We start from the raw sequence: 13,561 nt of genomic DNA, 5'->3' as shown, positions 1-13,561 counted from the left end.
GAAGTCGGGAGTCGGGAGCGGTGCGACCCGTGGCGAATTTAATTCGCCAACGGAAAGCGCACCGAGGGAGTCGGGAGTCGGGGGAGATTTTTATGAAGTATAATGATCCTGGTATAGTTTGAGGGTTAATAAAAAAAAGCGACACTCTTTGCTGAGCATCACTTTTTTTAGGTCTATAGCAGTCGAAGTAAAGGTTAAAACATCGGTAAGCATTCAGCGGTCAGCCGTCAGCCGTCAGCCGTGAGCTAAAAGCTCACGCTACTTGAGGTGCCGACGTAATAGAGATTAAAATAATGCTGACCTCTTTTATTCAAAAGCTGATAGCTGCTAAGCATTCAGCCGTCAGCCGTCAGCCAAAGGCTGATACGCGACACGCTGATACGCGACACGCTGATAGCTGATAGCTTACAGATATAGTTATGTTCCCTGTTCCCTTTAAACCAAAAAACTATCTCCTATTAATAATAGGTTCCCGACTTACGATGATGCAGAGCAGTTACTCCATCAGATAGCACCTTCCCATTTTTAACTACCCCATAAACTAGCCAGTGGTCACCACATTCCATCCGATTTTCTACAGTACATTCCAAATAAGCTAGGGCATCACTTAGTATTGGACAACCATTCTCTGATTCTTCGATCTTTATCCCACCAAATCGGTCTTCACCAGGTCCAAATGGTTTAAGAAACTGTTTCATCAAGGGTAAATGTTTCCCATCTTCTAACACATTCAATACAAAGTTATCCCCAGTGTGCATCAAAGACTCAACTGCTCGTTCTTTAGCTACCGCTACGGTTAACCCTGGAGGCGTAAAGGTAGCTTGAGATACCCAGGAAGCTAGCATCGCTCCGGTCAGGTCTTGTTGTTTAGTAGTCACAACACACAGTGAACCAATCAACCGTCCCACCGCTTGCTCCGTGCGGGCAGCGGAAGACTCACCAGCAGGTTGCTTGGGTTTCCGGGCTTTTTTGGCTTTTTTCAGGGCTTGAGCAAAATCTGTACCGGCTTCTTCACAGTATTTGAGGTCTTTGTCTGTAGGCTTAAATTTGACCCGAATCGTCTCAAAGCCAAACTTGTAACCCGCATCCCGGAACTTACTTTCTAATAGGTCTATGGCTTCCCCACTCCAGCCATAGGAACCAAAGACACCCGCTAGCTTAGTTTTAGTAGCGCTAGATAAAACCATACCCAAAGCGGTTTGAACCTGGGTTGGTGCGTGACCTCCTAGGGTAGGAGAACCCATGATAAATCCGTCTGCTTTCTCCACAGCAGCGCCAATCTCTTCCGGGTCAGCTGCTTCACAGTTAAGGGATTCTACCGATACACCAGCTTTAGTGATACCTCGTGCGATCGCTTGGGCAATTGCTCCAGTATTGCCGTAAGCTGAGGCATAAATTAGGGCAACATTAGCCTCTTGAGCTTGTTGTTGCTTACTCCATTTTCCATAGGATTCAGTCAGTTCTTGAAAGCCATAGCGCACCAAAGGTCCGTGACCGGTAGCATAAAGCTTAGCATCAAAGTCATCTAATTTAGCTAAAGCTGTTTCCACCTGTCGGGCGTGGGGTGCCATCAGGCAATCAAAATAATAGCGTCGGTCTTCGTCATAAACCCTCCAACCTTCATCCATTACCTGGTCGCCACAGACATGAGCACCAAATAATTTATCTGTAAATAGGATTTGAGTTTTAGAATCGTAGGTACAAAGCTGATCAGGGAAACGGGGATTAGGGGTAGGGATAAAATCTAGGATGTGACCTTTCCCTAAATCGAGAGTGTCATCCCCTTTCATTACCAGGATTTTGAGCTCCTGTTCTGGAATAGCTTTATCCTCTAGTTTCTCAAACAGAGTGCGCAAGGATTTAGCACCAGGATTGGAACAAACAAAGGTAATATTAGGAGCAAGTTTGAGCAGAGCATTCAGAGTAACCAGGCGATTGGGATTAATGTGACCGAGGATGACATAATCGATCAGCTTTGGGTCAAGGCGTTCTTGTAATGCTTTGAGAAATACCTCTGTAAAGGATTCTCCTGGTGGATCGAATAGGGCGATTTGATCAGCTCTAATGACAAAAGAATTAGCAGTGGTGCCTCGTTGCAAGGCATATTCGATTTCAAATTTGAGCCGGTCCCAAGTACGCGATCGCAATATGAGGGTATCGGTAGCAATATAGAGAGGTTGGACGTCACGGGGTTTTGTAGTGTTCATGGTTCAGGTTAGCCGATTACATTTAGAACTGCTATTAATGTTTAGTAATGATTTCCCACTTTCCGATGGTGGATAGCAGTCAGAGACTCTGGCTTAGAAACCCGTCCGGTGTCAACGGTAGAGTAAACAATCCAATGATCACTACACTCCATACGAGTGGTAACTTTACACTCTAGATAGGCTAGGGCGTCGCTCAGAATCGGGGAACCGTTTTCTGCGGTTTGTGTATTAACCCCTGCAAAGCGGTCAGCACCAGGTTTGAAGCGCTTGAGGAAGTGTTTCATCAAGTCTTGGTAGTTGCCTTCTTCCAGTACATTGAGTACAAAGCGGTCTCCCACTTGCATCAAGGATTCAATCGCCCGGTCTTTGGCTACAGCAATGGTGAAACCGAGAGGCTCGAAGCTAGCTTGGCTCACCCAAGAGGCTAACATCGCACTCTTGACATCCCCTTTCTTAGCGGTAATGATGTATAACCCACCACTGATACGACCTAGGGCTTTGTCTAGGTCTGTATCTAGGGATTTCATGTTCTTGATCAAGCGATCGCGACTCAACCATTGCCCGATGTCAGTACCAGCTTCTTCACAAAGCTTGTAAGTGGTTTCACTAGGAGTGTCTTTGATGCGAATCCCAGGAAAGGCTTCTTTGAGTCCTAGGCTTCTCAATTGACTGCGTAGGGGGTCAATCGGTTCGTCATCTTCGCCATAGGATTCAAACAGACCAAAGGATTGCTTGGATTTGACCGCAGCCAATACCGTGCTAACTGCTGCTGTAGTGTTGCTGTTTGTGGCTGGAGCCATGCCAATCACTATGCCAGCCGCGCGGTTGACCGCTTCCTGAACCTCTTGGGGGTCAGCGGATTTGAGGTCCATCATCTCCACAGCAATCTCAGTTTTGGTAATCCCTAGGGCGATCGCTTGAGAAATGCGATCGCTATAGCCATAATCTGAGACATAAAACACAACAACGGATTTTTCTGCCTTGGCCTTAGCTTGACTCCAGTTGCGGTAATTTCCTACCAGTTGTTCTACATTGTGGCGCAGTAGAGGACCATGACCATTAGCAATAGTAGTCACCTCTCCCAACTTATCCATCCGCTTGAGAGCAGATAGCACTGAACGGGCATTGGGAGCCATCAGGCATTCGTAGTAAAATCGATAATCTGCTTCGATAGCGCTGAGGTTGTCATCATAGGTGCTAGCAGAGCAGTAGTGCATGCCAAACACATCACAAGTATACAGCACCTTAGTCCCCCCATCGTAAGTGAGCATGGTGTCGGGCCAATGGAGATTAGGGGCATTAACAAAATCCAGGATATGCCCATTGCCTAAATCTAGCTGATTACCAGTTTTGACAATTTGGCGCTGAAACGGTTGATGTACAAAGTCTTCCAGGAACTGGATTGCCACTTTTGAGCCCACCACAGTAATATCTGGAGCCAGTGCAAGGATATCTTTGACTAAGCCACTGTGGTCTGGTTCGGTATGGCTGATAATTAGGTAATCAATATCGGTAGGGTTAATTAGTCCAGTTAGAGTATCTAAATATAGCTGGCGGAATTTTTCATGGGAGGTATCGACCAAGGCAATTTTCTCACCCCGAATCAGATACGAGTTGTACGTGGTGCCGTTTTGTAGTCCAAATTCGATGTCGAAGCGATCGCGATCCCAATCCAAAGAACGAATAGTTGTGGTATCTGGAGCAATCTCGCTAGTCTCTATGGTTAGCCGCTTTTGAACCCGGTCAGTGAGTACTACCATCCCTTTACTCCTTTATCCGCTATTTTTAAGTTATGTAACTTTTCTTTATTTTTACACAAATATCTTCAAAAGCTGGATTTAAATATGCTATAGCTCTGATTTAGGATTGGTTATAGTTCAGTCACCACCAATAGCTGATAGCTAATGCCCTAGGCTAATCCTAGCCTTAACCAACCTTGGCTTTTAGGCCACGCGCTTCGCAGCAAAGCGGGACGCGCGTCCATCGCGTTCAACCTTGGCCTTTCGGCCACGCGCTTCGCAGCAAAGCGGGACGCGCGTCCATCGCGTTCAATAACCTTCAACATTCAACCTTGGCTTTTAGGCCACGCGCTTCGCAGCAAAGCGGGACGCGCGTCCATCGCGTTCAACCTTCAACCAACCAACCTTCAATCTTCAACCTTCAACCTTGGCTTTTAGGCCACGCGCTTCGCAGCAAAGCGGGACGCGCGTCCATCGCGTTCAACCTATCGGTAGAGTTGTGTCCTCCCTACTCCCTACTCCCGACTCCCGACTCCCGACTCCCGCGCAACCGAAAACGAAAGGACCTAACCCAATTGATAACTGCTATATGACAACTAAGGCAAACAGCTTTTTAGGATTAGTGATTGGCAATTCCCGGCTACATTGGGCTTGGTTTGTGGATAACACCCTGAAAAAAGCCTGGGATACCAACCATCTAACCCCAGCAGCTGTAGAGCAGTTAATCAAGGACTGGACGTCTAATGTAATGTCAGAGGAAATTTTCCCACCCCAGTTAGGAGCTCAGGGTACAGACACATCCAAGCCATTACCCCTTTACATCGCTTCAGTAGTACCTGCCCAAACAGCACTCTGGCAAAACTATTCCGATACTACAATATTGACCCTGGAAGATTTACCCCTTTCCGGACTATATCCCACCCTAGGCATTGACCGCGCCTTGGCGTTATTTGGTGCTGGTCACAGGTATAGTTATCCAATTTTGGTTATTGATGCTGGTACTGCTCTAACCTTTACTGGTGCTAACCAAAACCTACAGCTAATCGGAGGGGCTATCTTGCCAGGATTAGGATTACAGTTACAGTCTCTAGCACAAAAAACTGGAGCATTACCCGCCATTGAACTACCAGCTCAGTTACCAAAGCGTTGGTCACTCGAAACATCAGGAGCCATGGCAAGTGGTGTGGTCTATACAGTATTAGCTAGTATCCGGGATTTTATTGAGGATTGGCAAAGGGAGTTTCCCAACAGTCCGATTGCTCTGACTGGTGGCGACTCTGAGCAGTTAGTTACTTATCTCCAATCTCAATTTCCTGGAATAGCAGCTCAGATTATTGTTGATCCTTACTTAATCTTTTGGGGAATGTTGTCAGTCGTTGGTAGTTAGTTGCTGCGGTGACTTTTGTGGGGAATGGGGAATTAAGCAACGGTGATATTACCCTCAAAATAGTCCTGTAACTGACGGTCATGGTCATGGCTGAGGTTTCCCTTAGGGATAGCTTCCAGTTCAAACGCCTTGACTTCACTAATTTCCAATACGTCCTGTACCTCCATGGTTCCAGTCACATCAGCTTCTACCAGAATACAGATAGAATGGACTCTGGGATCTCTTCCTGGTGCTGAGTAAACCCCAACTAACTGGCGAATCTTGAGCAACTCAAGTCCGGTTTCCTCAAATAATTCCCGTTCGATAGTCGTTGGAATATCTTGACCCCAGTTAACCATCCCTCCTGGTAGAGCCCACTTACCATTGTCACGACGTCGAACTAGCACAATTCGCCCATCCGGCAAGAGTGGAATGATGCTCGTACCGGTAATAGGATGTCGAAATATAATCCCCAGAACTGTTTGGACAAATTGCCATAATCTTCTCATGTGATGATAGGGCTGTTGATTGTGTGTGTTGCTTTTACTGACTGCTATGATAGACATTATGGATGCAAGTTCGGTAACGTCAGTGATTGAAAAGTCCATTGTGATGCAATTCAACGTTGAACGTCTGAGTAGTTAACAGCTAGGAGCCTAAGGAATACCTAACCGGTTACAGGCAAATCACTTGTGGTTAAATCTCTGTCTTGATGCAAAGCGCGAGTGGGGGGCCTCCTTTGACCGCACCGGTAGTCGCTCATGGGGGGTGATCCCCAAGACCGCGCTACCTCGCTGCATCGCTGTCATAACCTGGGTAGATATGCACCAGTGCTTTGCCCTCTCACCGACCTTCATCTGAACATTTTCGATCAGATGGACAACTCTAAATGACTATATACATTGGCAACCTAGATTATCAGGTTACCTCTGAAAACTTACAGGAAGTATTTCAGGATTATGGTACAGTATCAAAAGTAGTAGTTCCTAAAGATAGGGAAACAGGTCAAGGGCGTGGATTCGCTTTTGTTGATATGGGGACAACAGATCAGGAAGATTCTGCCATTGCTGAGCTAGATGGTGCAGAATGGATGGGGCGTTATATGCGCGTCCGCAAAGCTAGACCAAAGACTAACGACAACGACAACAATCGAGGAAATCGTAGTCGCAGTGGGTTCTAGAATAAGTTATAACAACAGTAGGCTTCGAGGACAATCAAGAAGTATGTTGTGGAAAACTAACCATTTTCCTTTGCCGTGGGTGACCGAAAAAGTGGGTCTCAAGCCCCGTCCTTCTAGGAGGGCTTTTGTTCACTGTGGTATAATAAAAAGGTAGCCTAGCACAGACAGGATTCGTCGGTACTGTCAACAAACTAACGACGTAAAGCGATGCTAGTACATGAGGCGCGAAAAACCTCATTAAAAACGTATGGATCAAGCGCGGATACCGACAACCAGTAAAGCAAATCTTAAAAGATGAAAGTACCGTGGGGTTAGAAGTTACCGTAAGAAGAGTGGAGCCAAAATCGGCAAAGTTTTAACCCTTTTACCCATAGACGACTAACCATAAAGGCTCCACTCTTCTAAGGTTTCGTCTCCGGCACACGGAAACTGAGGAAACTCAACGCTTAGGGAGATAAGCCCACTGGGGTTAGTTAAATTAAGCTCAATATTTGGTTTTTAACGGATATTTGGCTTAAATATTGCCTTTGGCGGATAACTAATTTTAAGGCATGTCGAAGAACTAAGAATCCCCGTCCTTCCAGGGCGGGGAGTGTCAAATGGGTAACTTAAATAAACCAAGCTGAATCTAGTCTAAGACTTGGGTTTGATAGTGTTTTTGTTTTTTTATCAATGAGGTAGACATGGCAAAGCGCCGCAATCTAAAAAAGGAAAAGGCGCAGCGGAATCAAGCTTACGCCCGTAAGTTTCGGAAATCCAAGCGTAATACGGGCCGTTTTTCCAAAAATAGACGGTACGGTAGCAAACCTCCTAAGTCGGAGGAAACAACAGCAGAAACTAACAACGAGGATAATTACCAAGGTGGTACTGGTGCGATGTAAGGAGTCAGCTATCAGCTGACTGTCATAGCTGACTCCTTACATCCGATCAGGCAGCTACCCCAGTTGATTAACTACTGTTGATGTAGAAAACTTAGGAGTATCGAGTCAGGAGCTTCGAGTCAGAATAAGTCAAGGTTATGTGATTGGAATAAACAAAAGTCAAAGTATCTTTTAAGCCAAAAACTAACTAAAAATCCTTACTTCTGATCCGAAGTTTCCCGATCCGAACTTCCCTATTATTAAGATTATTAAGTATTTTTGTACTGGTGCAAGATCGACAAGATCTAAATTAGAGATAAATTGTAAGCATTCAGCCGTCAGCTATCAGCTTATGCGCTACGCGCACGCTACTTGAGGTGCTTATGGGCTACAGATGTTGCTACAGATGCTGCTATCACCTTATGCGCTACGCGCACGCTACTTGAGGTGAGGTGCTTATGGGCTACAGATGGTGCTTTTGAATAAAACAGGTAAGCATTTGTTTAATCTGAGTTACGTCTGCATGATAGCTGACGGCTGACAGCTGATAGCTGTTCGCGTAGAGTGCGCGTAGCGCATATGCTTACGATAAATTAGCGATCAATCATGATTGGAATTTAAGCGATCGCATGCATCCTGAATCCCTCGCCTAACCTGGTCAAAACCAGTGCCACCATAACTATTCCGACGAGCTACTACTTGAGTAGGGGCAATGGCTTGATAAATATCCTCCTCAAAGGCTGGGTGCAAAGTTTGCCAGTGTTCGAGGCTCAAATCCTTCAGTAACTTCCCGGATGCCAAACAACTTCTGACCACCTTACCCACCAGATTGTAGGCTTCCCGAAACGGAACCCCTTTTGAGGCTAAATAGTCAGCGACATCGGTAGCGTTAGAGAAATCTTCAGTAACTGCTGATGCCAAACGTTCGGTACGAAATTCTAACCCTTCCTGCCAGAGAATGGTCATGGCTTCGAGACAGGCTTTGATAGTGTTAACGCTATCAAACAGTGCTTCTTTGTCTTCTTGCAGGTCTTTGTTGTAAGCCAAAGGTAGCCCTTTCATCAATACCAACAACCCTTGCAGATGACCAAAGACACGACCAGTCTTACCTCGTACCAGTTCCGGAACATCAGGATTTTTCTTTTGGGGCATGATGCTCGAACCAGTAGCACAACTATCGATGAGAGTAACAAAGCCAAATTCCTGAGATGCCCAGAGAATGATTTCCTCTGACAATCGGCTCAGATGTACCATGATCAAACTGGCAGCACAGAGGAATTCAATGGCAAAGTCGCGATCGCTTACTCCATCGAGGCTATTACCATAAATTCCTTCAAAATGCAAGGTTTCGGCGGTATGATGTCGGTCAATCGGGAAGGTAGTCCCTGCTAAGGCTCCACAACCGAGGGGTGAGATATTCACCCGCCGTCGGATTTCCCCTAAACGCTGCCAGTCCCGCTCTAGCATTTCTACGTAAGCTAATAGGTGATGGGCTAAACTGACTGGCTGAGCCCGTTGCAGGTGAGTATAGCCAGGAATCAGGGTTTCAACATGAGCTTTGGCAAGATTGAGCAAGACCTCTTGGAAGTGACGTAATTGGTTACGAATCTGGTCAATCTGGTCTCGGAGGTAGAGTCGGGTATCTGTACCAACTTGGTCATTACGCGATCGCGCTGTATGTAGCTTCTTGCCAACATCACCCACAAGATCAGTTAGGCGGCGTTCTACAGCTAAGTGTACATCTTCAGCATCAACACCAGGGTTAAATTTTCCTTGGTGGTATTCTAAGCGGATTTGTTCTAAGCCAGCTACTAGCTGCTGAGCTTCCGACTCAGAAATAATGCCAGTATGGGCAAGCATCTTGGCATGAGCCACAGAACCAGTAATGTCATACTCAATCAGTTCTATGTCAAAGCCGATACTGGCATTGAAGCAAGCAATTGCTGGATGTAACGCTGATTCAAATCGCTGACTCCAGGTTTTTTGCTCAGTCACAGTTTTGGAAACAAGATAAAGGACAAAAGATAAAGCACAAAAGACTCGTTAAACGAAGTTAGATTTAGTATAAGCATTCAGCTATCAGCTATCAGCTATCAGCTATCAGCTATCAGCTATCAGCTTAGGCGCGTAGAGCATAAGCTAAGAAGGGCAAATCCCCAGACTTTCAATTCTATAAAATTTGGAACTATTAAATTTTACCGTTTGGGCATTGTGCAATGGGCATAGGTGTAGACTAAGCGAACCGCACAGGCTACGGAAGATGTATCTTAAGCTGACGGCTGACAGCTGACGGCTGACAGCTGACGATTTAGTTAAACGAAGTTAGATTTCTGAATAAGTAACCAACAACTAAACCAATCACCAGCGCCACAGCCTGACCAGAATCAATAAACTTTTGCCAGGCCGTCTTGATTTGACCAAGTACATCTGGATCTTCAATAGTTTGAGCTAAAACTAGCCCATCGATGGGTAACTGAGAGTTCAGCCATCCCAAGACATCAGTCCAATCGCTAATGCTATCTAACGGAACTATTACTGTTTGTATGCCTACAATCACCATTGCTATGCTTTCCTATACGTTAAATCTATTAGTCAAGCCTTGATTTTACCTGCATTACGACCAGTGTCATATCATCTCCGTTAGTTGTTGTACCAGTAAACTGCTGGACTTGCTGAAATAGGTAATCTAAAATTTCCTGAGCACTATAACTATGTTCACAGGCCCACTGGAAGCTTTGGGTTAGATTTTCCTCATCAAAGCGATTGCCATTGAGATTCGCTGCCTCGGTCACCCCATCAGTGTAGTAAATAATGGTGTCCCCTGAATCGAGCTGCACTTGAGAGTCTTCGTATTGAGAATCAATTTCTAAACCAATCAGCATCCCTCCTGCGGTATCCAAGGGTTTGATAGAACCGGTTGATGCCTGCCACAACAAGGGGGGATTGTGAGCGGCATTACTATAGGACAAAATCTTGGTTTTGGGGTCGTACTCAGAATAAAACAGGGTGACGAACCGATGGGAATTTTCCAAGTCAGGATACATAACCCGGTTCAGGTGTTCGAGAATGCGTGCAGGGGAGTGACCGTTTAGTACTTCTGCTCGCAGCATTCCCCTGGTCATAGTCATAATCAACCCAGCCGGAACCCCTTTTCCCATCACATCACCAATCACAATGCTCCAAGGTAAATAAGCACTGTGGTCATCAGTGAGATGACCATCCCCGGAGTTTTTCGGTCCGAGCTGGTCGTAGTTGGTGGGAATGAAATCGTAGTAGTCACCTCCGACACGGTTAGCGGTTTTACAGAAAGCCGCTAATTCCACCCCTTCAATTTCAGGGCATTGGCGCGGTAGTAGGCGGATTTGGATATCGGCACCAATTTCTAACTCTCGATCTAAGCGTTCTTTATGGCGTAGCTCAACTTTCAGTTCATCATTAGCGATCGCTACTGCAGTTTGGTCAGCCACTAACCTTACCAACTTCTGTCGTGTTGCTGTCCAGTTATATTGTGGGTCATGGCTAAAGATATACAAATGTCCTTGTTCAACATTTTTAACCAGAATCGGAAGACTAAACAGTTTGATATTGGGTTCAAGATAATCCCTCAAGAGTTTATCAAAGGATGCCTGAACCAGTTTCAAAGAGGTTGGTGTGTGCTGATCATTCCCCCCTTGGCCATTAGGACTTGTCACTTGGTGGGTGGTCTTTTCTATCGCTTTACGAATAGTCTGAACCACCTGAGGGTTCTGGTAGTGTAGGTCAGAGCGTTGTACCTGACCATCTCGATTGAACAAGATTAAAGCTCCCCCATCGGCATCACTCACCCGTGCTGCCATTAGAGGAATTAACTCTAAAAACTGATTGAGATTGTTGAAGCTGCGTAAGGCAAACCCCAATGAACTTAACAAATCTTGAACCTTGTGCTGTTCTCGATAAAGACGTGCCACCAGTTCTTTGAGGGTGGACACAGGGTTTTTCTTAGCAGCAGCATAGGAGCTGGTGCTATTCGTTGAACTTGAGGGTTGGTGGGGAATGGGCAGTGCTGTCATTGCATCAGGTGTTAGGAGCGTTACCAGTTATGCTGCACAAACCATCAGGTTAATCAGGAGTTAGAACAGATGTCTACTCAGGTTTTGTCAAGCAGCTGTTGCTGACACTGTTGACCTGTGAAGCCTACGATGGCTGACCCTGGATCTTCACGGTAGTTTTGCTTAGGTATTGATTCAACCATGTAGGATAACTAGCGCAACAGTATGGCATCCTACAGTAGCACTGATTGCCATTTTTAGCTATTCCAGAAGTCCCAACCAATCATTCCAACTGACCTGATTTGTCTAATGATAGCCCTAATTACACTCAATGTTATTCAGGGAATCTTCTGAGTGCTGAAGTTTAATGCATTAATTAATAGCACCCGATGATTCCACGTTTCACAAATTTTTCTGTTATACTAGTTTTATCGGAATAGTTTAAGGAGTCAACTGATGAACAAGTGCGTTGGTACTACTGAAGCGGCATCTCTGTTAGGAATTTCTTCTAGACGATTGCGACAACTCCTAAGCTCTGGCCGGGTCAGAGGTGCTTATAAAAGCGGTAAATTCTGGATTATTCCCCTGTTTAACTATCTGCCTCAAATTACCAAAGGCAGACGTGGCCCAAAGGGTAAGTGGCTTAAAAATCGTCCTCCGGCTCTAGCTAAGATCAATGTCAACCGCAATCACATTGGCTCGAATATGCACAAAAGTCCCAAAGACCGGAAGCCAGTGATTTCAGTAAAACGAAGTGGCAACAATCTATACGGCAACCAAGTAGAAATCCTCGGCCCATGTCGGATTGTCTATCAGCCAGATCACCCACTCGATTGTGGCGCTCGTTTGTGGATCGAAACCTTCAGTGATGTTCACTTCATTTCTTGATGCAAAGCGCGAGTGGGGGAAACCACGGCAGTCGCTCATGGGGGAGACCACGGCAGTTGCTCATGGGGGAAACCCCCAAGACCGCACTGCCTCCCCAAGACCGCGCTGCATCGCTGGTGGCAGTTTTCCTGCTAGTCGCTAATTACCAATTACTAGGAATCCCAACACTGAAAGCTCCGTCTCTTTAGAGCCGGTCAGAAGTTACCGCAAGAATAAGGAAGCCTTTATGGTTGGTCGGCTATGAGTAAAGGGTGAAAACTTTATGATTAAGGCTTCCTTATTCTAAGGTTTCGTCTCCGGGATGAAAGTGCTTAGCGAGTTTATTCGCCTTGAAAAGATATTGAATCATAGTTGTATAATTACGCTATATGTGTTAGCGTAATTGTATACATAAGAGGTCGATTTATGATGATCATAATTGAATTCAAAGCCTACGGAAAATCGTGCCAATATCAAGCTATTGACGAAGCAATTCGGACAGTAAAGTTTATCCGAAATAGTTGTATTCGTCTGTGGATGGATAATAAGGGCACAGGAAAATATGACCTCAGCAAGTATAGTAAAATACTTGCCAAAGAGTTTCCCTTTGCCAATGAACTGAATTCAACGGCTCGACAGGCTGCGGCTGAGAGAGCCTGGTCATCAATTACTCGCTTCTATGACAATTGCAAGAAAAAAGTACCAGGAAAGAAAGGTTTTCCCCGTTTTCAAAAACACTGTAGATCTGTTGAGTACAAACAATCAGGATGGAAACTTTCCCCTGATAAAAAGTCAATCACTTTCAGTGACAAGAAAGGAATAGGAAAGCTGAAACTCAAGGGTACCTGGGACTTGTGGCGCTTCGATAAAAAATTGATCAAACGGGTTCGCATTGTCACAAGGGCTGATGGGTACTACGTTCAGTTTTGCGTCTCTGTTGATGTAAAAGAGCAATTAGACCCAGCTGATACCACTCTAGGCTTAGATGTAGGACTAAAAGAGTTCTATACCGATTCTAGGGGAAACACTGAACCTCATCCTCGCTTCTATAGGGCAGGAGAGAAGCGTCTAAAATTTTATCAACGCCGAGTATCTCGGAAAAATAAAGGCTCATCTAACCGTAAGAAAGCCATTAATAGATTAGGCAGACAACACCTTAAAATAAGTAGGCAGCGTGAAGAACATGCCAAGAGACTGGTTAGAAGTTACCGCAAGAAGAGTGCAGCCTTTATAGTTGGTAGGCTATGCATCAAAGGTGGCAGGTTTTGTTGTAAGGCTGCACTCTTCTAAGGTTTCGTCTCCGGCGCGTTGCGT

Annotated in this window: 11 protein-coding genes; 5 read left to right on the top strand and 6 right to left on the bottom strand. The window is 45.5% G+C overall.

From position 1 onward, the window contains the following. Positions 1-458: 458 nt before the first annotated feature. Positions 459-2,207 carry a diflavin flavoprotein gene (locus F6K63_RS29430; RefSeq protein WP_008187904.1) on the bottom strand — a complete coding sequence of 583 codons (1,749 nt, stop codon included), beginning with the start codon at positions 2,205-2,207 and terminating at the stop codon, positions 459-461. Between the two features lie 41 nt (positions 2,208-2,248). Next, on the bottom strand, positions 2,249-3,967 hold the full coding sequence (locus tag F6K63_RS29425; protein WP_008187903.1) for a diflavin flavoprotein: 1,719 nt from the start codon (positions 3,965-3,967) through the stop codon (positions 2,249-2,251). 568 nt (positions 3,968-4,535) lie between these two features. Between F6K63_RS29425 and F6K63_RS29420 the strand changes: the two genes are divergently transcribed. After that, positions 4,536-5,333, top strand: coding sequence for a pantothenate kinase (locus tag F6K63_RS29420; RefSeq protein WP_287251922.1), 798 nt, complete (start codon positions 4,536-4,538; stop codon positions 5,331-5,333). A gap of 32 nt (positions 5,334-5,365) precedes the next feature. On the opposite strand, the gene F6K63_RS29415 is transcribed toward F6K63_RS29420, so the two are convergent. Then, positions 5,366-5,821 carry an NUDIX hydrolase gene (locus F6K63_RS29415; RefSeq protein WP_008187901.1) on the bottom strand — a complete coding sequence of 152 codons (456 nt, stop codon included), beginning with the start codon at positions 5,819-5,821 and terminating at the stop codon, positions 5,366-5,368. Positions 5,822-6,201: 380 nt separating this feature from the next. Here F6K63_RS29415 and rbp point away from each other — a divergent pair, with 380 nt between their 5' ends. Together rbp and F6K63_RS29405 are read left to right on the top strand one after the other, a co-directional pair. After that, positions 6,202-6,492 (top strand): RNA-binding regulator, encoded by a 291-nt coding sequence (gene rbp, locus F6K63_RS29410; RefSeq protein ID WP_287265581.1) that lies wholly within the window; start codon positions 6,202-6,204, stop codon positions 6,490-6,492. A 683-nt stretch (positions 6,493-7,175) separates the two neighbouring features. Next, on the top strand, positions 7,176-7,373 hold the full coding sequence (locus F6K63_RS29405; RefSeq protein ID WP_008187899.1) for an Asl3888 family RNA-binding protein: 198 nt from the start codon (positions 7,176-7,178) through the stop codon (positions 7,371-7,373). Between the two features lie 579 nt (positions 7,374-7,952). Here F6K63_RS29405 and argH read toward each other — a convergent pair. From argH to F6K63_RS29390, 3 genes are all read right to left on the bottom strand, one after another. Next, the gene (gene argH, locus F6K63_RS29400) at positions 7,953-9,347 is read right to left on the bottom strand and encodes an argininosuccinate lyase (RefSeq protein WP_287313918.1); all 1,395 of its coding nucleotides are present in this window, start codon (positions 9,345-9,347) and stop codon (positions 7,953-7,955) included. Between the two features lie 313 nt (positions 9,348-9,660). Beyond that, positions 9,661-9,912, bottom strand: coding sequence for a hypothetical protein (locus F6K63_RS29395; protein WP_008187897.1), 252 nt, complete (start codon positions 9,910-9,912; stop codon positions 9,661-9,663). Positions 9,913-9,940: 28 nt separating this feature from the next. Continuing rightward, entirely contained in the window at positions 9,941-11,401 is a 1,461-nt protein-coding gene (locus tag F6K63_RS29390) for a GAF domain-containing SpoIIE family protein phosphatase (RefSeq protein ID WP_287251918.1), read from the bottom strand. A 435-nt stretch (positions 11,402-11,836) separates the two neighbouring features. On the opposite strand from F6K63_RS29390, the gene F6K63_RS29385 reads away from it, so the two are divergent. Beyond that, positions 11,837-12,268 carry a helix-turn-helix domain-containing protein gene (locus F6K63_RS29385; RefSeq protein ID WP_008187894.1) on the top strand — a complete coding sequence of 144 codons (432 nt, stop codon included), beginning with the start codon at positions 11,837-11,839 and terminating at the stop codon, positions 12,266-12,268. A gap of 408 nt (positions 12,269-12,676) precedes the next feature. Next, positions 12,677-13,537: an RNA-guided endonuclease InsQ/TnpB family protein gene (locus tag F6K63_RS29380; protein WP_287313939.1), complete on the top strand. Its 861-nt coding sequence runs from the start codon at positions 12,677-12,679 to the stop codon at positions 13,535-13,537. Positions 13,538-13,561 lie beyond the last annotated feature (24 nt).

It is taken from the genome of Moorena sp. SIO1G6, assembly GCF_010672795.1.
Classification (GTDB): Bacteria; Cyanobacteriota; Cyanobacteriia; order Cyanobacteriales; family Coleofasciculaceae; genus Moorena; species Moorena producens.
The sequence above is the reverse complement of the archived record's forward strand: the minus strand, read 5'-3'. Positions and strand labels throughout refer to the sequence as shown.

Bases quoted from the DNA above. Each gene is read 5' to 3' on its own strand.
- F6K63_RS29430 (WP_008187904.1), bottom strand. From the start codon at position 2,207: ATGAACACTACAAAACCCCGTGACGTCCAACCTCTCTATATTGCTACC.
- F6K63_RS29425 (WP_008187903.1), bottom strand. From the start codon at position 3,967: ATGGTAGTACTCACTGACCGGGTTCAAAAGCGGCTAACCATAGAGACT.
- F6K63_RS29420 (WP_287251922.1), top strand. From the start codon at position 4,536: ATGACAACTAAGGCAAACAGCTTTTTAGGATTAGTGATTGGCAATTCC.
- F6K63_RS29415 (WP_008187901.1), bottom strand. From the start codon at position 5,821: ATGAGAAGATTATGGCAATTTGTCCAAACAGTTCTGGGGATTATATTT.
- rbp (WP_287265581.1), top strand. From the start codon at position 6,202: ATGACTATATACATTGGCAACCTAGATTATCAGGTTACCTCTGAAAAC.
- F6K63_RS29405 (WP_008187899.1), top strand. From the start codon at position 7,176: ATGGCAAAGCGCCGCAATCTAAAAAAGGAAAAGGCGCAGCGGAATCAA.
- F6K63_RS29395 (WP_008187897.1), bottom strand. From the start codon at position 9,912: ATGGTGATTGTAGGCATACAAACAGTAATAGTTCCGTTAGATAGCATT.
- F6K63_RS29390 (WP_287251918.1), bottom strand. From the start codon at position 11,401: ATGACAGCACTGCCCATTCCCCACCAACCCTCAAGTTCAACGAATAGC.
- F6K63_RS29385 (WP_008187894.1), top strand. From the start codon at position 11,837: ATGAACAAGTGCGTTGGTACTACTGAAGCGGCATCTCTGTTAGGAATT.
- F6K63_RS29380 (WP_287313939.1), top strand. From the start codon at position 12,677: ATGATCATAATTGAATTCAAAGCCTACGGAAAATCGTGCCAATATCAA.